The 20,722-nt window shown below is 70.9% G+C and carries 19 protein-coding genes; 10 read left to right on the top strand and 9 right to left on the bottom strand.

Annotation, left to right across the window (positions count from 1 at the left end; all coding sequences use genetic code 11):
• Positions 1-27: 27 nt before the first annotated feature.
• The 3 genes from K8625_RS08235 to K8625_RS44135 are packed head-to-tail and all read right to left on the bottom strand — an operon-like array spanning position 28 to position 4,284.
• Positions 28-1,242, bottom strand: a complete 1,215-nt coding sequence (locus tag K8625_RS08235; RefSeq protein ID WP_223749186.1) for an extensin-like protein — start codon at positions 1,240-1,242, stop codon at positions 28-30.
• Positions 1,243-1,250: 8 nt separating this feature from the next.
• A complete protein-coding gene (locus tag K8625_RS08230) occupies positions 1,251-2,210 on the bottom strand; it encodes a ParA family protein (protein ID WP_141329317.1) in 960 nt (319 codons plus the stop codon).
• A gap of 40 nt (positions 2,211-2,250) precedes the next feature.
• Positions 2,251-4,284, bottom strand: coding sequence for a HEAT repeat domain-containing protein (locus K8625_RS44135; RefSeq protein WP_370641891.1), 2,034 nt, complete (start codon positions 4,282-4,284; stop codon positions 2,251-2,253).
• Between the two features lie 694 nt (positions 4,285-4,978).
• Between K8625_RS44135 and K8625_RS08220 the strand changes: the two genes are divergently transcribed.
• The 3 genes from K8625_RS08220 (at position 4,979) to K8625_RS08210 (ending at position 7,263) form a co-directional block, all read left to right on the top strand.
• Entirely contained in the window at positions 4,979-5,341 is a 363-nt protein-coding gene (locus K8625_RS08220) for a helix-turn-helix transcriptional regulator (protein WP_046710788.1), read from the top strand.
• Between the two features lie 195 nt (positions 5,342-5,536).
• A complete protein-coding gene (locus K8625_RS08215; protein ID WP_223782362.1) occupies positions 5,537-6,433 on the top strand; it encodes a fatty acid desaturase in 897 nt (298 codons plus the stop codon).
• 80 nt (positions 6,434-6,513) lie between these two features.
• Positions 6,514-7,263 (top strand): helix-turn-helix transcriptional regulator, encoded by a 750-nt coding sequence (locus K8625_RS08210; protein ID WP_223749182.1) that lies wholly within the window; start codon positions 6,514-6,516, stop codon positions 7,261-7,263.
• 12 nt (positions 7,264-7,275) lie between these two features.
• Here the strand turns inward: K8625_RS08210 and K8625_RS08205 are convergent, their stop codons facing one another.
• The 3 genes from K8625_RS08205 to K8625_RS08195 are packed head-to-tail and all read right to left on the bottom strand — an operon-like array spanning position 7,276 to position 9,856.
• The gene (locus K8625_RS08205; RefSeq protein ID WP_223782361.1) at positions 7,276-8,613 is read right to left on the bottom strand and encodes a sensor histidine kinase; all 1,338 of its coding nucleotides are present in this window, start codon (positions 8,611-8,613) and stop codon (positions 7,276-7,278) included.
• Positions 8,614-8,621: 8 nt separating this feature from the next.
• Positions 8,622-9,227, bottom strand: a complete 606-nt coding sequence (locus K8625_RS08200; protein ID WP_141328883.1) for a glutathione S-transferase family protein — start codon at positions 9,225-9,227, stop codon at positions 8,622-8,624.
• On the bottom strand, positions 9,224-9,856 hold the full coding sequence (locus K8625_RS08195; RefSeq protein WP_223749180.1) for a phospholipase D-like domain-containing protein: 633 nt from the start codon (positions 9,854-9,856) through the stop codon (positions 9,224-9,226). The genes K8625_RS08200 and K8625_RS08195 overlap by 4 nt, the downstream gene beginning before the upstream one ends.
• Before the next feature lie 104 nt (positions 9,857-9,960).
• Here K8625_RS08195 and K8625_RS08190 point away from each other — a divergent pair, with 104 nt between their 5' ends.
• Genes K8625_RS08190 through K8625_RS08180 form a run of 3 tightly spaced genes read left to right on the top strand, consistent with a single transcriptional unit; the run spans position 9,961 to position 13,592 of the window.
• Positions 9,961-10,641: a TetR family transcriptional regulator gene (locus K8625_RS08190; RefSeq protein ID WP_223749179.1), complete on the top strand. Its 681-nt coding sequence runs from the start codon at positions 9,961-9,963 to the stop codon at positions 10,639-10,641.
• 32 nt (positions 10,642-10,673) lie between these two features.
• Positions 10,674-12,128, top strand: coding sequence for an aldehyde dehydrogenase family protein (locus K8625_RS08185; protein WP_223749178.1), 1,455 nt, complete (start codon positions 10,674-10,676; stop codon positions 12,126-12,128).
• A 24-nt stretch (positions 12,129-12,152) separates the two neighbouring features.
• A complete protein-coding gene (locus K8625_RS08180) occupies positions 12,153-13,592 on the top strand; it encodes an aldehyde dehydrogenase family protein (RefSeq protein WP_223782360.1) in 1,440 nt (479 codons plus the stop codon).
• A 24-nt stretch (positions 13,593-13,616) separates the two neighbouring features.
• On the opposite strand, the gene K8625_RS08175 is transcribed toward K8625_RS08180, so the two are convergent.
• Together K8625_RS08175 and K8625_RS08170 are read right to left on the bottom strand one after the other, a co-directional pair.
• Entirely contained in the window at positions 13,617-15,239 is a 1,623-nt protein-coding gene (locus K8625_RS08175) for an ABC-F family ATP-binding cassette domain-containing protein (RefSeq protein ID WP_223749176.1), read from the bottom strand.
• 202 nt (positions 15,240-15,441) lie between these two features.
• A complete protein-coding gene (locus tag K8625_RS08170; RefSeq protein WP_223749174.1) occupies positions 15,442-16,497 on the bottom strand; it encodes a zinc-binding dehydrogenase in 1,056 nt (351 codons plus the stop codon).
• A gap of 209 nt (positions 16,498-16,706) precedes the next feature.
• Between K8625_RS08170 and K8625_RS08165 the strand changes: the two genes are divergently transcribed.
• Entirely contained in the window at positions 16,707-17,246 is a 540-nt protein-coding gene (locus tag K8625_RS08165) for a hypothetical protein (RefSeq protein ID WP_223782359.1), read from the top strand.
• 56 nt (positions 17,247-17,302) lie between these two features.
• On the opposite strand, the gene K8625_RS08160 is transcribed toward K8625_RS08165, so the two are convergent.
• Positions 17,303-17,779 carry a hypothetical protein gene (locus K8625_RS08160; RefSeq protein WP_141328899.1) on the bottom strand — a complete coding sequence of 159 codons (477 nt, stop codon included), beginning with the start codon at positions 17,777-17,779 and terminating at the stop codon, positions 17,303-17,305.
• 165 nt (positions 17,780-17,944) lie between these two features.
• On the opposite strand from K8625_RS08160, the gene K8625_RS08155 reads away from it, so the two are divergent.
• The 3 genes from K8625_RS08155 (at position 17,945) to K8625_RS08145 (ending at position 20,716) form a co-directional block, all read left to right on the top strand.
• On the top strand, positions 17,945-18,904 hold the full coding sequence (locus K8625_RS08155) for a helix-turn-helix domain-containing protein (RefSeq protein WP_223782358.1): 960 nt from the start codon (positions 17,945-17,947) through the stop codon (positions 18,902-18,904).
• Positions 18,905-18,986: 82 nt separating this feature from the next.
• Positions 18,987-19,613: a phenylalanine--tRNA ligase beta subunit-related protein gene (locus tag K8625_RS08150; protein ID WP_223749171.1), complete on the top strand. Its 627-nt coding sequence runs from the start codon at positions 18,987-18,989 to the stop codon at positions 19,611-19,613.
• Between the two features lie 68 nt (positions 19,614-19,681).
• Positions 19,682-20,716: a phosphotransferase gene (locus K8625_RS08145; RefSeq protein WP_223749170.1), complete on the top strand. Its 1,035-nt coding sequence runs from the start codon at positions 19,682-19,684 to the stop codon at positions 20,714-20,716.
• Positions 20,717-20,722: the final 6 nt, after the last annotated feature.

The following is a 20,722-nucleotide window of genomic DNA, read 5'->3' as shown; positions in this document are numbered from 1 at the left end:
TTCGGGGCGCCCATGGCCACGACGCGTTCAGCGCGACGCGGCCTGGCTCAGCGCGCGGTGCACGGCCTCGAGCGCCTTGCGCGCCTCGAGCAGCTCGGCGCGCTCGGCGGTGAGCGAGGCCACCTGCTGGGCGAGCACGTCCCGCTCTCCCTGCAGCGCCTCCACCGCGCGGCGCAGCGACATCGACTCGTCCTTCGCGGACTCGAGCTCGGTGGCGAGCCGCTCCTCCTCGGCGAGGCTGTCCACCAGGGCCTGCTTGCCCCGGGAGACCTCCTCCTCGAGCTTCTCGTGCTCCTTCGCGGAGGCCTGGAGCGCCTGACGGTTCTCCTGGAGGGACAGCAGCGCCTCGTCGCGCTCACCCTCCAGCGCCGCGAGCTCCCGCTCCAGGTCCGCGAGCAGCTTCACGCGGCCCTCCATCTCCGCCGACAGCCGGCGCGCCTCGTCCATGCGCAGCCGAGCCTCCTCGGTGGCCTTCTCCGCCTGACGGCGCGCGACCTCCAGCTCCTGCGTGAGGGACAGGTTCGCCGCCTTCACCTTCACCAGCTCCGCCTGCAGGTGGGTGATGCGCTCGACCGCGCGCTGACCCGCCTCCGCGACGGTGGCCGGCAGGGGCTCCGGACGCGGATTCTCCCGCACCGCCTTGAGCCGGGCCTTGAGCCGCTCGCGGCGCGCGTCCGAGTCCATCGCCTCCTCGCGCGGCGGCGCGGGCGTCTGTACCTCCACCTCCTGCGGCGGCGCCTCGACGCGGGCCACGGGCTCCGCGACGGTGGCGGTGACGTGGGGGAGCGAAGCGTGGGGAGAGCCCTGCGTCATGGGGTGCGCCTCCGACGACGGCTCGGCCTCGAGGCCGTCCAGGTGGAACGCCATGGTGGGCGGAGCAGCGAAGGTGACGGGCGCCTCACCCACCCCGTCGTCGTAGACGGCGGCCTCCGGCTCCGGCGACGCATACGTCACCGGCTCGGCGACCTGCTGGGTGAACACCGGCTCCCGCGCGCGCGGCCCCTCGGGCTGCGACAGCGCCACCTCCATCGCCTCGGCGGCGGTGGGGCGAGGAGCGCGGGCGCGCTCGATGCGGGCGCGGACCTCCGCGGACAGGTCGGCGCTCGTCGGCTCGGGGGGAGCGACGTCGGCGGCCTGCTCGGGAGGCTCGGTGGGCTCGGTCTGCTCGACGGCGCCGGTGAACGCCCCCAGGCGGAGGCGCGGCTTGGCGCGAGACACGTTCTGTTCGAAGGCTTTCTTCATGGCGAATCTCAGCCAGCCTGCTGGGTGCCCTTCTTCGGGGCGGCGGCGGCCGCGGCGACGAGGCGCGGCAGGACGTTGTCAATCATGGCCTGGATGTCGTTGGCGCCCTTCGACGTGGGGTCCGCGACGAAGACGGGGCGCCCCTCGCTCGAGGCCTGGGCGAACTTGGTGCACTGCCGGATGATGGTCGGCAGCAGGAACTCCGGGTAGTGCGTCTGGAGCGCCTCCAGCGCCTCCTTCGCCAGCTTGAAGGTGGCGTTGAAGGAGTTCACCACGATGAACACGTGGTCCAGCACGTGGTTGAGGTCCTCCTCCAGGCTCTGCACGGTCTCGAACAGCAGCTTCAGGCCGTGGAACGACAGGAAGTCCGCCAGCACGGGGACGAACAGGTCGTTGGCGGCCATCAGCGCGTTGAGGTTGAGCAGGCCGAAGGACGGCGGCGCGTCGAAGACGATGACGTCGTACTGGGCCTCCACGTCCTTGAGGGCGTTGCGCAGCTTGAACTCGCGGCCGGCCATGGGCATCAGCGAGAGGTCCATGGTGGACATGCTGAGGTTGGACGGGACGAAGTCCAGGTTGGGCAGCGGGGACTTCTGGATGACCTTGGCCAGGGGCGTCTTGCGCACCAGCACGTCGAGCAGCGTCTTCTCGAACTCCTCGCCCTCGTAGCCCAGGCACTTGGTGGCGTGGCCCTGGCTGTCCAGGTCGATGAGGAGCACCGAGTAGCCCAGCTCCGCCACGCGCCACGCGTAGGACGTGGACAGGGACGTCTTGCCGGTGCCGCCCTTGAAGTTCAGGAAGAGCTGGCGGCGGTGGCCCACCTTGGCCGGGAAGCGGTCGAGCGTCGTGCGCAGGTCCCAGACGTCGTCCGGGGTGTACACGTCCTTCCTCGCGTCCTCCGGAATCGCTTTCGGAGACACGCCGAGCATCTCGGCCACCTGCTTCGAGCTGTATGTCGGCGCTTCCATGAACGACCCTTCGAAAGACGTACGGGGCGGCTACCTTGCCTCAAGCGGCGAAGTATTTGTGTCCCCTTCGGACCACGGCCCCCCGGGCTGAGAGCAGGGTGATTGCTTCCTGAGCGAGCTCGACGGGCACCCCCAGGGCGGCCGTCAGCTCGGCGAGCGAGCGACCACGGACCGCCACGCGGACCTCGTGGAGCATGGGGGCACAGAGCGTCTCCACGGGCGAGGCGCTCGGGCGCGCGGCGACGGGCCGGGGCTCCTCGGAGCGCGTTGCGGGCTGCGGCGCCGGGGCGCCCATGGCCACGAGGGCCGCCTGGACGGGCGAGAGCCGGGGCGCCGGGGCGGCGGGACGGGAAGGCGGAGGCGCGGCGCGCTGCGGGGCGCCAGCATTCGGCGGGGCGGCCACGGGCTGCGCGGGCTGGGACGGAACCGGGGCGCGGGCCTGGGGGGCCTGAACTCCCTGCGTCGACGAAGGCACCGAGGAACGGGCCTGCGGGGCCTGCGCCACGTGCGTCGACGGCGCGACGGGACGGGCACCCATCGAGGGAGCCGACACCGCAGCATGATGACGGGCACCCACTGTGGCCATTACCTGCTGGCCGTGCAGAACACCATCCGCGCGTTTTGTGATCTGCTGATGCGTCGCCCCCACCACGGCCATCACGGGCTGGGCCACCACGACCGGGGGCGCCACACTCGCGACCACCGGGGCCGGCGCCGGTGCCATGGCCACCACTCGCGCCGGCTCCTCGAGCCGCGCGCGCACGGGCTTGACCGGCAACGTCGCCAGCCGACGAATCTCACGGCGCCGGTGCGTGTCGTCCAGCGCGACGACGCCGGACACATCCTGCCCCAGGATGCGCGACAGGCTCTGCGCCGCCGCCTTGCGCACGCGAGGCTCGCGGTCCCCGAGCGCCTCCAGCAACAAGGCCCGCGCGTTCTCGCCACTCCCCGCGCCCAGCGCCAGCGCCGCCAGCGAACGGACCTCCGCGTCCGCGTCGTGGATGGCCTCTTCACCGAGCCGGCGCGCCGTCTCACCCTCCAGCCCCAGCGCCAGCAGCGACGCGCGCCGACGCACCGAGCGGTCCGGGTCCTTCATCGCCTGCGCCAGGTGCGGCGCCGCGTCCCGGGGCGCCAGCGTCAACAGCGCCTTGAGCGCCGCGATGCGCACCTCCGGCACCGGCGAGGACAACAGCGGCGACACCACCTGCGCGCCCTCCTCCCGGCACAGCGCCGCGAACGCCTGGAGCAGCGCCACCTGCGCCGCCGCGTCCGTCTCCGCGTGCAGCGCGCTCGCCAGCGCCGGAGCCGCCGCGGGCTGCGACAGCGCCTTGAGCCGCTCCGCCGCGCGGATGCGCGCCGCGGGGTCCTGCGCCGAGAGCTCCCGCACCGAGAACCCGAACAGCGTCTCGTCCGTCGGAGCCCCCAGCCCCCCCTGCCCGGACAGCTCCGCCAGCTGCGCCGCGCTCACGCCCAGCCGCCCCGCCTGCAGGAAGCGCTGCGCCTCGCGCGCCACCGGCGACAGTCCCTCCAGCAGCGGCTCCAGCAACGCGGGCGGCGCGCTCGAGGCCGCCGCGGGAGGCTGGGCCTTCGCCACCGGCTCGGCCAGCGGGACCGCGGGTGCTCGCACGGGCACCTTCATCGACATCACCGTCGCCGCCGCGCCCTTGCCCGTCTCGTTCTTGAGCAGCGCCTCGCTGCGAAGCTGCGAGATGAACGACGCCAGGTCGAACCCCAGGTCATCGTCCTCGTCGTCGCGCTCCTGCGTGGAGGCGCGCAGCCGGCTCGCCGTCAGCAGCCGGTCCATCAGCTGGTCGCGCTCGCCGCGCAGCGCCTGCGTCAGCCGCACCGACTCCTCGCGCTCGGCCTGGGCGCGCCCGACGCGCACCTCCAGCTCCGCCACCTCGCGCCGCAGCTTCAGCTCGCGCTGATGCGTCTCCGCGAGCTCGCGCTTGAGGTGCTCCATCTCCTCACGCGTCGAGCCCAGCTCGCTGAGCAACTGCTCCGCACGGGCCTCGAAGTAGACAATTTTCTCGAGTGCGCTCTTGAGCAGCGCGTCCGGACGCTCGTCGCTCACGACCTCAACGGCCCTCCCCGCGAGGCACGCGGTGCACCCCCGACCCACCGGGGGGGCCCACCCTACGTCAGACGTCCCGCCTTCGTAAACCACGGAAACACCAGGGCTTTTCCGTGAAGTCCCCACCCGTCCATTGACAACGCCGCGCGGGCCGAATTTTCGGCCTCGGACGTGAGCCCCGGCTTTCCGCCGCACGCCGACGGCCCGGACGCCACCCCCGCGCCCCAGCACCGCGAGTGCGGCCGTCCGGCCGGTGACGTCCAGCACCGGACGAACGCGAAGCAAGACGCCCGCGGTGAGCTTCACCCACGCTCACGGCGACGTGCGCGAGGACGGTCCGCGTCCGCGCGACGCGAACGCCCCACGCGCCGCGTGCGAATCGCCCCCGCGCCGAGTTTTCGGGCCCCAGCGGTGTCGACCGCGCGACACCACCCACCTTCGCGAGGCACGCCCGGAGCGCGCCGGAAACCACGTCCGGAGCCTCGCCGGAGGGGCCTTCCGAGGGCCTCCCGCGGGGCGTGCCGGCGGCGCTTTTTTCAAGCGCTTTCGCACGCCATTCCGGAAGCACCTGAATGTCAGACCCCACCCGTAGTCTGTGTTCCACGAGGCACCGAACCCGCAGTCACTTCTCCCCGGAACCTCTCCGCCCGAGCGCGGGGGGCGAAGCCCTCTTTTCGACAGGTTTCCGCACGCCATGGAACAACGATTGGCCACCATCATTGGAAATGCAGTTCGCGCGGCGCGGCAGCGGCTGGAGCTCACCCAGGCCGATGTGGCCGAGCGCGTGGGCATCGCCACCGAGGTGTACGGGCGGCTGGAGCGCGGTCACATGCTCCCCAGCGTCCGCACGCTGAGGAAGCTGTGTCTGGTCCTCAACTGCTCCTCGGATGTGCTGCTGGGCATGACGGCCGGCGTCGAAGGCGCGCCCACGCTCGCCGAGGACCCGCCGGAGTACCGCGAGCGTCCCGAGGTCCGCCGGCTCTTGCGCACGGTGCGCAAGCTGGACGCGCCCCGGCTGCGCTTGCTGGGACAGGTCGCCAACGCGCTGGAGTCGTGAGCGCGGCGGCGCCGCTCGCGCTCGCCCATTCCCGTCACGTGGAAGACGGCGAGCGCGGGCGGAATCAGCACCGGGGCGGGGTGGACCCGGGTTGAAGGCGATGCCAGCGAAGGACGCTCGAGGTTGCGCGTTTTCGCAATCGCTTGGCGCATGGAATGAAGCGGCGAGACAGGGGCGGGCCTAGCTTCGTGCCCCATGACTCGCCCCCTCCCCGCCCCCGCTCTCGACCTGCCGCAGCTCGCGGTACACGCGCTGTGGTGGGCCTGGTTGCCCTCCTTCCTCTGGAGCTGGGACCACCTGGGCGCCTGGGGCCGCGTGGGCATGTGCGCCGTGGGCTGGGCGGTGATGTTCTGGAACTACGCCGTCCTGCACAACCACATGCACGTGAGCATCGCGAAGCCGCGCGTGCTGCACTGGCTGGTATCCCGGACGCTGGGCATGGCGTGTGGGTTTCCCTATCGCGGCTACTACATCCACCACTTCAACCATCACCGGTACAACGACGGCCCGGGTGACTGGGGCCAGCGCAAGCCCGGCGAAGGCGTGGTGCGTTATTGCCTGCGCTCGGCGCTGACGCCCTGGTTCTGGCCCTTCGAGGCCGTGGCCAACGTCTGGCGCTGGGCCAAGAAGCGCAACCAGCGCCTGGAGCTGGCGCTGGACTTCCTCGTCGTGGACGGGGCCCTGCTGGCGGTCATCGTCTGGCGGCCCGCCCTGGGCCTGGCGTGGTTCGGCGTGCTGCTGGTGGGCCAGTTCTGCATCCACTGGCTCAACCTGGCCGCCCACTTCGAGACCGACTCCACGCAGCGCGGTGCGTTGGGAACCACGTCCACGTCCCGTCTGTACAACCTGTTCTTTTTCAATGCGGGTTACCACCAGGCCCACCACGTGAAGCCCCAGGTGCCCTGGCGGGACCTGCCGGCCACCACCCGGGAGCTGGAGGGCGTGGCCCTGGTGAGGCCGGAGCTGGTGACGGGACTGTCGCCCATCAATCCCCGCTGGGTGCTCCAGGTGGCGAAGCGCTATTCTGCCGAGCCGTGCGATCGGCAGACGGCGTCGACGATTACTTCCGGGACCCCCACGGCCGTTACCTAGTCGGGGAAGGGTTCCTGCACTGGTACGCCTCGGCGGACCTGTGCGGCTTCATCCTGTGGGGACGCCCCGCGGAGGCGCACGTGCGCAGGCTGGTGCACGTGCTCGACGTGGAGCTGGCCCCCGCGGCGCCCCATGCCTCGCTGGTGGACGCGCGCCGGCTGGAGGCGGCGGACCCCGCGGCCTTCGCGGTGCTCGTGAAGTACATGCAGGCGCGCGAGAAGTCCTTCGGCACGTCGGTGCAGCGCCAGGCGCTGGTGCGTCCGGAGGGCGTGGCGGGCGCGGTGGTGGGCGGCTTCTACACGCTGTTGACGGGCGCGTACCCCAGCAAGGTCTTCACCGAGCCGGCCGCCGCGCTGGCGTGGCTGGGACAGCCCGAGGCGCGCGCCGCGCCGCTGCTCTCCAAGCTGAATGACCTGGTGGCCGAGGCCACCGGCCAGTCGCCGCTGTTGCGCGAGCTGCACCAGGCGATGAAGGGCAAGCTGCCGGACATCAACCTGTCGGACGTCGCCCGGGAGATGGGCATGTCCGAGCGCACGCTGCAGCGCCGCCTCAAGGAGGCCGGCACGTCCTTCCAGGCGGAGCTCAACGCCGTGCAGGTGCGCATGGCCCAGGGGCTCCTCTTGGAAACGGACATGAAGCTCACCGCCGTCGCGGTGGAGGTGGGCTGCGCGTCGCTGCAGCACTTCAGCAGCCTGTTCCGCAAGCTCGTGGGCGAGTCCCCCAGCGCGTGGCGCGAGCGGCAGTTGGGCAAGTCCTCGTCGGAGTCTGAGCCGGACAAGGCCGCCGAGGAGCCCATCGCGCCCACCGGCACCGAGCCCGCGAAGTCGTAGCCGCCCGCGTCCTCAGGCCGGGGGCTCCTTCTCGGGGACGGCGGGCAGGTGCAGCGTGAAGCACGCGCCGCCATCGGGGCAGTTGGCCACGGTCAGCGTGCCGCCGACGCGGGCCAGGTACTCGCGACACAGCGCCAGGCCCAGGCCGGTGCCCTTGCCCGGGGCCTTGGTGGTGAAGAACGGCTCGAACAGGTGCGGAAGGACAGCCTCCGGAACGCCCGGTCCGTTGTCCTCCACCTCCAGACGCACGCCCCCCTCCACCCGCGAGGCCCTGAGCACGATGCGCGCGGCGCGCGAGGGCCGCGCCCCGTCCAGCGCGTCCGCCGCGTTGAGCAGCAGGTTCAGCACCACCTGCACCAGCTGACGCTGGCCCAGCCGCACGCGCACCAGGTGCGGCTCCACCTCGCGCACCACCTGCCCCAGGCTGCGCAGCCGCACCGACGCGAGCCGCTCCGCCTCGTCGAGCGCCTCCGCCACGCTGCCCGCCTCCTCCGCGTCCGACGCGTCGCGCGAGAAGCGGCGCAGGTCCGTGACGATCTGCTCGATGCGCAGCACGCCCTGCCGCGTCTCCCACAGCACCCGGCGCAGGTCCTCCAGGTCCTGCGCGCCCTCGCCCGACACCTCCTCCAGGTAGCCCAGGTTGGACTTCACGTACGCCAGCGGGTTGTTCACCTCGTGCGCCACGCCCGCGGCCAGGCGCCCCACCAGGGCCAGCCGCTCCATCTCCGCCTGGCTGCGCACCGCGTCCGCGCGCAGGTGCTCGCTGCGCGCCAGCTGCTCCAGCGCCGCCAGCCGCGCGTTCACGGCGTCGCGCTCGGTGTCGCGCATCCGGCGGAACTGCTTGCAGCTGAAGACGGCCACCCAGGCCAGGAAGAAGAAGAGCGTCACCTGCCCGACGAGCCGCTGCTCGGAGACGTCCGAGTGCCACGATGCCACCAGCATGCCCACCAGCGTCAGCACGACGGAGGCCCACACCGTCACCACGTCCCCCGGCGCGAAGACGGCGATGATGAGCGGCATCGCGAAGAGCAGCGGGTACAGCGTGCTCGACAGCCCTCCGGTGAAGTGGATGTCCAGCACCAGCGCCACCATGCTGGCCACGCCCGTGACGACGCTGGCGCGATGCACCGTCACCCACCGCGAGCCCATGGCCGCGGCCGTGCCCACGAGCACCGCCGCCCACGCGATGTGGACCACGATGACCGTCGGGATGAAGCCGCCGAAGAGCAGCGGGTGCGTGCCGAGCGACAGCAGCAGCACGCACGCCGAGACGATGAAGCCCCGGCGCTTCAATCCGACGTGGGCCGCGAGCTCCGAGGGCGAGGGACTGGGTACGACGGGTTGATGCACGGGGCCGCCTACTCCAGGGCTCGCCGCGCCGCGGGACGCGCCAGGTGCCGCTCCACATAGGCGCGCAAGCCGGGGAAGTCCTCCAGCAGCCCCATGCTCCCGCCCCACTCCAGGATGGACGTCATCACCACGTCCGCCGCGGTGAAGCGCTCGCCCACCAGGAACGTGCGCCCCTGCAGCCGCGACTCCAGCATGCGCGCGATGTCCGTGAAGCGACGACGCCCGCGCTCCGCCTCGCCCACCACCTGCTGCTCCTCCGGCAGGAAGCGGCTGTGCGCGGAGTACGCGGACAAGGGCGGCTCCATGGTGGACATGCAGAAGAACATCCACTGGTAGTACTCGGCGCGCTCGGGCGAGCCGAGCGGCGGGGCGAAGCCCTGCTCCAGGTACTTGTCCGCGACGTGCAGCAGGATGGCCGCCGACTCGAAGATGGGCTGCCCGTCATCCTCCAGCGCGGGCATGGAGCCCATGGGGTGGATGCGCAGGTACTCGGGGCTCTTGTGCTCACGCTGGAGCACGTCCACCGGCACCAGCTCGTAGGGAACGCCCAGCTCCTCCAGCAACCACCGGGGTCGGGTGGCCCGGGTGTTCCGCGCGAAGTAGAGCTTCATCATCGTCGTGACGACTCCGAGGTGGCGCGCCTCAACCGACGGGACTTGCCGAGCCGAGGAGCGCCGCGGGAGCTTCTCATCTCCTCCCGCCCCCCGGGTGCGGGGATTATCGGGTCCGGGCACACGTGCCGCAGCTTGCATCCCCTGCACTCGGCCCCGCTCCACACCGCCTCGTAGAGCGCCGTCACCCGGTCGATGACGTCGAAGTCCTCCGTGACGAAGCCCAGCTCGAAGTTACGCACCGCGTCGCCCTTGGCCCCCAGGCCCGCCCCCGTCAGATTCGCGCTACCCAGATAGGTCCACGCCCCATCCACCACCACTGCCTTGAAGTGCACGCGGGGGCAGACCTTCAGATTCAAGCCACCCTTCACCAGCCGCGCCCGGGCATCGAACGCCGCGCGGAACGGGCGGCTCGGCAGCTCCGCGTGCAGCAGCCGCAGGGACACGCCCCGGGCCGCCAGCCCGTCCAGCACGTCCACCAGCGGCACGAACTTCCCCTTCGACTCCACGTACATCGCCTTCACGTTCGCCGTGGCCAGCCACACCGACTCGCGGGCGTGGAGCAGCTTCTCCAGCACCACCTCCCGGTACAGCTCGCTTCCGGACAGCAGCTCCGTCTGGATGGGACGCATGGCGGACATCATCTCACACCCACCCACCACACTCCAGGTGCCGGCCAGCGGAAATGACCTTTGGTCACTTGACGAATGACCTGAGGTCACCTACCACTGAGGGCATGGTCAGCGATTCCGGGGAGCAGGCGGGGCGGGTGGCACCCAAGCGCGCGCGCAAGGACGAGGACAAGGAGGCGCGCAGGCGGGTGCTGCTGGACGAGGCGCTCGCACTCTATCAGGCGACCTCGTACTCCGAGGTGAAGATGGCGGACGTGGCCGAGCGGGCCCATCTGGCCAAGGGGACGGTGTTCCTCTACTTCCCGACCAAGGAGGCGCTGTTCCTCGCGCTCTTGGAGGACCTGCTCTTCGCCTGGTTCGCCCGGCTGGAGGCGAGGCTGGGCACCGTCGAGGGGGCGTGGACGGGGCCGTGGCTGGCGCGCGCGGTGGCCGAGTCGCTGGAGCCGGAGCTGTCGCTGACGCGGCTGCTCGCGATGCTGCAGACGGTGCTGGAGCAGAACGTCTCCGTGGAGCAGGCGCGCCGGTTCAAGGAGCGGCTGTTGGAGGCGATGGCGCGCACGGGCGCGCTCCTCGAGTCGCGGCTGTCCTTCCTGCACCCAGGTGAGGGCGCCCGCGTGCTCGTGCACCTGCACGCGCTGGTGACGGGCCTGCGGCAGATGGCGGACGTGGCGCCCGTGGCGCGCGAGGTGCTCGCCCTGCCGCACATGGCCCCCCTGCGCATCGACTTCACCGCCGAGCTGACGACGGCGCTCACCACCCTCTTGCGCGGGCTCGAGGCCCGCTGAAGCACCCACCGGATTTCATCGAGGAGCCAACCATGCTGGAGCTCGTCCCCGTTTCCACCGAGTCCAAACCCCAGGCCGACGTCGCGCGCCTGCAGGCCGCGTTCGACTCGCTGCGCGCCAACCGCTGGGCCCTGTCGCGCACCACCGCGGCCGAGCGCGTCGCGAAGCTCAAGCGGCTGCGCGAGGCCATCATCGCCCGCCGCGACGAGCTGGCCGAGGCCATCCACCAGGACTTCCGCAAGCCCGCGCTGGAAGTGGAGCTGACGGAGATCCACCCCACGCTGGAGGAGCTGAACCACACGGTGAAGCACCTGTCGTCGTGGATGAAGCCCACGCGCGTGGGCACGCCCATGCTGCTCGCGGGCTCGTCGGCGCACGTGCGCTACGAGGCGCGCGGCGTGGTGCTGGTGCTCTCGCCCTGGAACTATCCCTTCCAGCTCTTGATGGCGCCGCTCATCGCCGCCATCGCCGCGGGCAACGCCGTGCTGTGCAAGCCCAGCGAGAAGACGCCGCACACCGCGCGCTTCCTGGCGCGGCTGGTGCGCGACGTGTTCCCGGAGAACGAGGTGGCGCTGTTCGAGGGCGGCGCGGAGACGGCGGAGGCGCTCTTGCGGCTGCCGTTCGACCACTTCTTCTTCACGGGCAACCCGCGCATCGGCCGCAAGGTGATGGAGGCCGCGGCGCAGCACCTGGCCAGCGTGACGCTGGAGCTGGGCGGCAAGTCGCCCGCCATCATCGACGAGTCCGCGGACGTGCAGGCCGCGGCGGAGCGGCTGACGTGGGGCAAGTTCCTCAACAGCGGCCAGACGTGCGTGGCCCCCGACTACATCTTCGTGCACGAGTCGAAGAAGCAGCAGTTCGTGGACGCGGTGAAGGCGGTCATCACGCGCTTCTACGGTGAGACGGAGGAGGCCCGGCAGGCGAGCCCCGACTTCGCCCGGCTGGTGGAGCCGGCGGCGTGGCGGCGGGTGAAGGACCTGGTGGACCGCACCGTGGCGGCGGGCGCGAAGGTGGAGATGGGCGGGGTGGCGGACGGGCCCTCGCGCTACATCTCGCCCACCGTGCTGACGGGCGTGACGCCGGACATGCCCATCATGGAGGGCGAAATCTTCGGACCGGTGATGCCGGTGATGACGTTCCGCTCGCGGGACGAGGTGTATGCGCACATCCAGCGGGGGGAGAAGCCGCTGGCGCTCTACGTCTTCAGCCAGGACAAGCGGGCCATCGAGGACGTGTTCCGCAACACGACGTCCGGCGGCGCGGTGGTGAACAACGTCCTCATCCACGTGGCGAACCCGAACCTGCCCTTCGGCGGGGTGGGCATGAGTGGCCTGGGGCACTACCACGGCGTCTACGGCTTCCGGACCTTCAGCCATGAGCGGGCTGTGTCGGTTCAATGGATGAAGTCGCTCGCGTCGGTGTTCTTCCCGCCGTACCGCGGAAAGGCCCAGGACTGGGCCTCCCGCGCGACGCGGTTGTTGGAATAGGGCAGCCAGCCTCGAGGAGCCGGGATGCGCGTGGTGAAACAGGAGGAGGAGCTGGTGCCCCAGGGCCTGCGGGAGGCGTTCGAGCGCCTGCGGGCCCGCCGCTGGGAGGTGGGCAGGCGCGGCCCCGGTGAGCGGCTCGCCCGCCTGGAGAAGATCAAGGCCCTCATCCTGGAGCGGCGCGAGGCGCTGGCCCAGGCGCTCCACGCGGACTTCCGCAAGCCGGCCGCGGAGGTGGAGTCGACGGAGGTGCTGCCCGTGCTCATGGAATTGGAGCACGTGCGCAAGCACCTCAAGGGGTGGATGAAGCCGCGCAAGGTGACGACGCCGCTCGTGCTCACCGGCACCTCCAGCCACGTGCGCTACGAGCCGCGCGGCGTGGTGCTGGTGATGGCGCCGTGGAACTACCCGTTCAACCTGCTGGTGGCGCCGCTGGTGGACGCGGTGGCGGCGGGCAACACCGTGCTCTGCAAGCCCAGCGAGAAGACGCCGAACACCTCGCGCTTCCTGGCGCAGCTCGTGCGCGACACGTTCCCCGAGGACGAGGTCCACGTGGTGGAGGGCGGCACGGAGGTGGGCGAGGCGCTCTTGCGGCTGCCGTTCGACCACTTCTTCTTCACCGGAGGGCCCCGGGTGGGGCGGCGGGTGATGGAGGCGGCGGCGCGGCACCTGGCGGGCGTGACGTTGGAGCTGGGCGGCAAGTCACCGGCCATCCTCGACACGTCCGCGGACCTGGAGGCGGCTGCGGAGCGGGTGGCGTGGGGCAAGTTCCTCAACGGCGGCCAGACGTGCATCGCGCCGGACCATGTCTGGGTGCATGCGTCCCAGGAGGAGGCGTTCCTGGCCGCGCTGAAGGCGGCGGTGGAGCGCTTCTACGGGCGCACCGAGGAGGCGCGCCGGGCGAGCGCGGACTTCTGCCGGATGGTGGATGACGGCGCCTTCGCGCGGGTGCGCGGGCTGCTGGACCGCACGGTGGCGCAGGGCGCGCGGGTGGTGGTGGGCGGGAGCGTGGACGCGCAGACGCGCTTCATCGCGCCGACGGTGGTGGCGGACGTGACGCCGGACGCGCCGCTGATGGAGGAGGAGATCTTCGGGCCGGTGTTGCCGGTGCTCCGGTACGAGTCGCTCGACGAGGTGGTGGCGCACGTGCGCGCGGGCGGCAAGCCGCTGGCGCTCTACGTGTTCAGCCAGGACGACGCGGCGGTGGAGCGGCTCATCCAGGAGACGAGCGCGGGCGGCACGTGCGTCAACACGGTGGTGTTGCACAACGTGAACCCGCACCTGCCCTTCGGGGGCGTGGGCCACAGCGGGCTGGGCGCGTACCACGGCGAGGCGGGCTTCAAGGCCTTCAGCCACGAGCGCGCGGTGCTGCGGCAGGGGCGCACGTCGCTGGCGCACCTGTTCTTCCCGCCGTACACGGGCAAGGCGCGCAAGCTGGCGCGACTGGCGAGCCGGCTGTTCGAGTAGCCGGCCCGCCGTCTCACGGATGCCTCAGGTGCGCAGGCCGGGGGCCTCGTGGCCGGTGCGCGCGACGTACTCGGTGTAGCCGCCGCCGTACTGGTGGATGCCCTCGGGCGTCAGCTCCAGCACGCGGTTGGACAGCGCGCCGAGGAAGTGCCGGTCGTGCGAGACGAAGAGCATGGTGCCCTCGTAGCGGGAGAGCGCCGTGATCAGCATCTCCTTCGTCGCCATGTCCAGGTGGTTGGTGGGCTCGTCGAGCACCAGGAAGTTGGGCGGGTCGAAGAGCATCTTCGCCATGACCAGACGCGCCTTCTCTCCACCGGAGAGCACGCGGCACTTCTTCTCCACCTCGTCGCCGGAGAAGCCGAAGCAGCCGGCCAGCGCGCGCAGCGAGCCCTGACCGGCGCGGGGGAACGCGTCCTCCAGCGACTGGAACACGGTGCGCTCGCCGTCGAGCAGGTCCATGGCGTGCTGGGCGAAGTAGCCGAGCTTCACGCTGCCGCCCATGGCCACGGTGCCCTGGTCCGGCGTGGTGGAGCCGACCACGAGCTTGAGCAGCGTGGACTTGCCCGCGCCGTTGATGCCCATGACGCACCAGCGCTCGCCGCGGCGCACGAGGAAGTCCATGCCGTCGTAGATGCGCTTCTTGCCGTAGGCCTTGTGCACGGCCTTGAGGCTCACCACGTCGTCACCGGAGCGCGGGGCGGGCTGGAACTCGAAGAGGACCGTCTGGCGGCGCTTGGGGGGCTCCACCTTTTCAATCTTCTCCAGCTTCTTCACGCGGCTCTGCACCTGGGCGGCGTGGGAGGCGCGGGCCTTGAAGCGCTCGATGAACTTCAGCTCCTTGGCGAGCATGGCCTGCTGGCGCTCGTACTGGGCCTGCTGCTGCTTCTCGTTCTGGGCGCGCTGCTGCTCGTAGAAGTCGTAGTTGCCCGAGTAGGTGGTGAGCGTGCCGCCGTCGATCTCCACCATCTTGGTGACGATGCGGTTCATGAACTCGCGGTCGTGCGAGGTCATCAGGAGGCCGCCCTCGTAGCCCTTGAGGAAGCCCTCGAGCCAGATGAGGCTCTCCAGGTCCAGGTGGTTGCTCGGCTCGTCGAGGAGCATCGCGTCCGGGCGCATGAGGAGGATGCGGGCGAGCGCCACGCGCATCTTCCAACCACCGGACAGGGCGCCGACGTCGCCGTCCATCATCTCCTCGCTGAAGCCCAGGCCCGCGAGAATCTCGCGCGCGCGGCCCTCGAGGGCGTAGCCGCCCAGCTCCTCGAAGCGTCCCTGGACCAGGCCGTAGCGCTCGACGAGCTTCTCCATCTCGTCGGCCTTGTCGGGGTCGGCGAGGTCGGCCTCGAGCTGCTTGAGCTCGGCGGACACGGTGCTCACGGGGCCGGCGCCATCCATGACCTCGGAGACGGCGCTGCGGCCGGACATCTCACCGACGTCCTGGCTGAAGTAGCCGATGGTGACGCCGCGGTCGACGGCCACCTGGCCCTCGTCGGGGTGTTCCTGGTCGGTGATCATCCGGAACAGCGTGGACTTGCCGGCGCCGTTGGGGCCGACGAGGCCGACCTTCTCCCCCTTGTGGAGAGCGGCCGAGGCCTCGATGAAGAGAATCTGCTGGCCGTGCTGCTTGCTGATGTTGTCGAGACGAATCATGTGCGTAGGGGGTGCCCGGAGAAAGCGGGCGCGGCGCCCTTATGCCATGGGGGACGCCAGAGGAGGACTGTTCCGAACCTCCGGCAATCGCTTCCCATGCCCGAGGGCGGCCAGCCAGGGTGGCGCACGCCCCCGGGCCGGGAGGGAGACCTACATGGGGCGGGGGCCGCGTTCCGCCGTGAGCGGATTCGCAGGCCCTGGGTCACGGCGTGATGACGAGCCGGATGGGGTTGCCCTCCTTGCTCACCAGCCGCTCCACGCCCTTGGCCACGTCCTCGAGCGGCAGCGTCGCCGTCACCGAGCGCGACACGTCCAGGCGCTTGCCGCCCACCAGCGCCACCAGCTGGTCCAGGTGCTTCTTCTCGTAGCCCAGGTGCCCGAGCAGCGCCTGCGAGCGCACGCCGAAGTTCACCCCCGCGCCCAGTTGGATGGGCTCCGGCGACAGGCCCACCATCACCGCGCGCCCGTGCCGTCCGAGGCTCATCGACGCCTGCGCCAGCACCGCGTTCGCGCCCACCAGGTCCACCGCCACGTCCAGGCCCATGCCGTTCGTGTGCTGGAGAACCTGTTTGCGCACGTCCGGCGCGCGCGGGTCCAACGCCACGTCCGCGCCGAACTCCAGCGCCCGCTTCCGCGCCGCCTCGTTCGTGTCGAACGCGAGAATCGGCGTCGCCCCCATCATCCGCGCAATCTGCACCGCGTGGACTCCCAGCCCACCGATGCCCCACAGGCCCACCGACTGCGCGGGCCGCAGCTGCGCGGTCTCCACCAGCCCCGCGTACGGCGTCGCCACCGCGTCCGCGAGAATCGCCGCCTGCTCGAACGGCAGATGGTCCGGAATCGCAGACAGCACGAAGTAAGGCACCACCACGTACTCCGCCCACGCACCGTCGTAGTGGAAGCCCATGATGTGGAAGTCCAGGCACTCCGCCGGTTGCCCGTTGGAGCACCTCGCGCAACGTCCACACGGCTTGCCGCCCGCCATGGCCACGCGCTGCCCCGCCGTCCAGCGCGGCACGCCCACCCCCACCGCGTCGATGACTCCCGAGGACTCGTGCCCCGGCGTCACCACCGGCAGCGGCGACTGCAACGAGCCATCCAGCAGATGCGCGTCCGACAGACAGATGCCGCACGCCTTCACCTGGACCCGCACCTCACCGGGCCCCGGCTGGGGAACGGGGACGTTCGTCACCGTCAGCGTCTTCGTCGCCGTATCGAAGCGCGCCGCCCGCATCGTCCGCTGGTTCGCGTCTGCCATCGATTGACTCCTCTGCGCCACGCCTCGGCCACACACACGCGCGCGCTCAAGCTCGGAAGGCGCCGAACCTAGCACGCGAGATTCATCCGCTTCGCCCTGTGCGGGCCAATGGAGTGTGAGCACACAATTCCACGCTCACGCCGCGCGAGGAGCAACTCACGCGAGACCCTCTCCCCTCGTCGTGCGTTCCGAAGTAGAGCGAGGCCGTCATGAACCTGAGCGCGACGAAGCAGGTCATCGAACACCTGGTGCAACACGGCGGACGCGGCAAGGGCTGGTTCCACCAGCACCAGGACCCGTGTCCCCTCGATGCTCAGTCCATCAACGCGCTCACCCTCCCGGACGCGCGTCCACTCCCACCCAGCCTCCGCGAGTGGCTCGCCTTCGATGCGAGCTGGTTTCGCCTGGCGAAAGGCACCCCACCCGAGCTGGAGGTCCGGCCGCTGCGGGACATCCTCACCGGTTGGTCCCGGGCCATGACCAAGCACGCGCCGGCGGCGGAGTCCTTCACGGAAGAGCAGCTGGTCCAGGCCTGGGTGGACCTGCTGCCCGACCCCACCATGGTGAACGCGCTCGCCCTGGAGCTCTTGCCCTCGGGGAGCCAGGAGCACCTGCTGCTCTTCCACAAAGCGAACCGTCGCGGCGAGTATCCCGTCCTCGGCTGCCACAACCGCTTCGAGTTCTGGCTCAAGTACAAGAGCTTCGGCGACTACCTGTCCCACTACTTCGGACTGTCCGAACCCGACTGAGCGGCCCAACAGCCGCGCCCCTCCGACACAGGACGGGCGCGGCTCGGAACGATGGGTCAGAAGCAGTCGTTGCCCGGATACGGCGGGCCGAAGCCGTCGATCACGCTCTCGACGATGTAGTAGCTCACCGGGCCGTAATAGCTCGCGTCGCCGTAGCAGGTCTTGATGTCCACGCGAGAGAAGGGACTGCCCGAGCGATACAGCACGCCGTCGAGGTAGACGGCGAGCCCGGGGCTGTACGTCCCGTACGTGCCCTCCACGGTCAAGTAGCCGTCGAAGATGTTGTTGCAGAAGGACTTGATGCCGGAGCCGTCGTGGCAATCGAAGTACTCCTTGACGAAGGCCGGCCCGAAGCCGGAGCGCTGGTACACGCGCTTGCCATTGACGTAGATCTGCGTCAGCGAGCTCTGGGTGTCCTGCGCCGACCAATAGCTCACCAGCGCGTCCGTGTCGGCGAACGGCCCATCATGCTGCGCCATGGCGGGGGTCGCGACGGCCAACGAAAGCACAAACGCTGCGAGGAACTGCTTCATGAAGACTCTCCTTGAGAGGAACCGAGCATCGGTGTCGGTCGGAGGCAGGTATAGGGAATGGGCGGCAGGGGGGCTCGGCCGAGGGTGCACGGGGATTCGGCCGTGGGCGCTGGGAGTGTCGGAGGTGGGTGGGAGGATGCGTGCCACGACATCTGGGGGCGGCACTTGCGCACAGTCTTCTCGACGGACGGGGTCTCCGAGCAGCAGCGGCATGAGTACTGGCAGGAATTGGCGAGCAAGGTGCTCCTGGGACTGAGGACGGAGCACAAGTCCTCCTCCAGTCCCTTCTTCGGGCGGCTCGACCATCACGACGCAGGACCGCTGGGCGTGACGTACCTGCACTCCTCGGCCCAGAGCGTCTATCGGGGGGAGCCGGAGATCGCCCGTGCCCCACGCGAGTGCTACTACCTCTGCATGCAGGTGGAGGGCGTCTGCCGACTGCGCCAGGGACGCGAGGAGCGGTACTCCCACCCCGGTGACGTGGAGCTCTTCGATGGGACCCGACCGGGAGAGCTCTCGTTCGACGCGGACTACCGCCGCATCGTCATCGTGGCGCCCTACTCCACGCTGCGGCCTCGGCTCTCACGTCCGGATGACCTGGTGGGCAGCGTGCTCCATACCCAAGAGGGCGTCGGGGCCCTGGTCTCCGCCTACCTGCGCGCCTTCGCGGTGAACCAGCTCGCCGAGCCCGTCGCGGGCTCCGTCTCGGACAACCTGCTCGAGCTGCTCGCCCTGGCCTTCAACACCCAGGGCCGGACCCTCCAGACCAACGCCGCGAGCGTGCGAGAGGCCCGGCGACATGCCCTCCGCCTCTATGTCGAGCGTCACCTCGCGGAGCCCTCGCTGAGTCCGGCGACGGCCGCCGCCCACTTCCGCATGTCCACGCGCTATCTGCATGGGCTGTTCGCGGAAGGCGGCGAGAGCTTCATGCGCCAGGTCCTCTCGCGCCGCCTGGAGCGCTGCCGCCAGGCGCTCGAGGACCCCGACATGGACGCGCGCGGCATCGCGGACATCGCCTTCAGCTGGGGCTTCGTGGACCTGACGCACTTCGGCCGCGCGTTCAAGAAGGCCTACGGCATGACGCCCCGGGACTGGCGTCACGAACACGCCCGACCGCGGGCATGACGCTCGCCGAGGTCCTTGCCAACAAGCCCTGGCGCGCTCCCAGCCCAGCACGGGCGCGCCGGGTGGCGTAGAGTGGCCCGCCGTGCTGACCGTCGACCCGCATCCGTCCCTGGACACGCTGAGCTTCACCACCACCTTCCCCGCGTCGCTGGGCGCGTCGCCCTCGCCGCAGTGGCTGGTGGCGCTGCTGAGGTCGGACGCGGCCGCGCCGCTCTCCAGCGACGACACCGTGCGCGGCGCCGTGCGCGACATGCTCCGCCACGGCGGCTACAAGCCCACGGGCCGGGGCAAGCCCGCCTCCGAGTACCTGGTGCGCGCCGCGGGGGATGGCTCGCTCGGCAGCATCAACACGGCCGTGGATGCGTGCAACGCGGTGTCGCTGCACAGCGGGCTGCCCATCAGCGTCGTGGACCTGGACCGCGCCACCCAGCCGTTCCGCGTCGGCATCGCGCCCGAGGGCGCCCAGTACGTCTTCAATGCCTCCGGCCAGACCATCGACCTCGCGGGCCTCTTGTGCCTCTTCGACGCCGAGGGCCCGTGCGCCAACGCCGTGAAGGACGCGCAGCGCACCAAGACCAACGCGGACACCCGCCGCACGCTCACCGTGCTCTGGGGCGCCAAGGCCCTGGGAGACCGCACCGCGCGGGCCTTCGCGTGGTACCGCGAGCTGCTGGAGAGAGCCGGCGCCACCGTGGAGCGACTCCCCTGAGCGCCCTGGACCTGGCGCGGCTGCTCGCCGATGGCGCGCGCTCGCTCTCCGCGGCCTGGGGACGCCCCGTGCTGCTGACCGAGCCCCAGGTCCTGCGGACCCAGTCGCGCTGCCACGTCGTGCGCGCCCGCGTGCGCGGCGGAGACGTCACCAGCGTCGTGCTCAAGCACTTCCATCAGGACCTGGTGCTCGGGCTGGATGAGTGGGCGGGGCTGGAGCTGCTCGGCCGGCACAACCTCACCATCGCCCCGGGCCTCATCGCGGGCAGCGTCGACTCGCGGCTGCTCGTGCTCCAGGACCTGGGCCTCGGCCCCACCCTGGAGGACCTGCTCCAGGGGGACGACCCGGAGGCGGCCATCGGCGGGCTGCTCGCCGTGGCCCGCCTCACCGGGCAGCTCCACGCGCGGACCTGGGGCCTGCATGGGGACTTCGACATGCTCCGCCATGCGCTGAGCCCTCGGCCCGGGCGCGTGCGCATCGAGAACGCGCGCTATCTGCTGGAGCACGTGGACCGGCTGCGACGGTGGACGGACGCGGTCGACGCGGAGCTGGAGCCGGGGACGCAGGAGGACCTGGAGCACGTGGCGCGCGAGCTGGCCGAGCCCGGTCCGTTCCTCGCGCTCACGCATGGGGACATGGCCCCGGGCAACACGTTGTTCACGGCCAGCGGCCCGCGGCTGCTCGACTTCGAGTACTGCGGCATGCGCCACGCGCTGTACGACGCGCTGATGTGGCTGCTGGTGGTGCCGCTGCCCGAGGAGCTCATCACGCGCGCGGACGTCACGTACCGCATCACCCTGGCGCCCTCGTGCGAGGCGGCGCGCATCGACGCGACGTGGCTGCGCGCCCGCGCGCTGCTCGCCACCGCGCGCACGGTGAACATGTTCCAGTGGATGTCGCCTCGCGCGCTGGAGCGGGACAGGGAGTGGGCGCCCGGGTTCTCCGAGCGCGCCGCCCTCTTGCGTCACCTCGCTCGCGCCCGGGCGCTGCGGGAGGACGTGGACCCGATTCCCGCCCTGTCGCGCACCCTGGATGCGCTCGAGGAGCGCCTGGCGGAGCGCTGGGCCGGGACCGGCTCGTTCACCTGGCCCGCGTTCCGGTAGGCGCGC

It is taken from the genome of Myxococcus sp. AS-1-15, from assembly GCF_020037055.1.
Taxonomy (GTDB): Bacteria; Myxococcota; Myxococcia; order Myxococcales; family Myxococcaceae; genus Myxococcus; species Myxococcus fulvus.
Note: the sequence above shows the minus strand (reverse complement) of the source record. Positions and strands in the feature narration are given on the sequence as shown.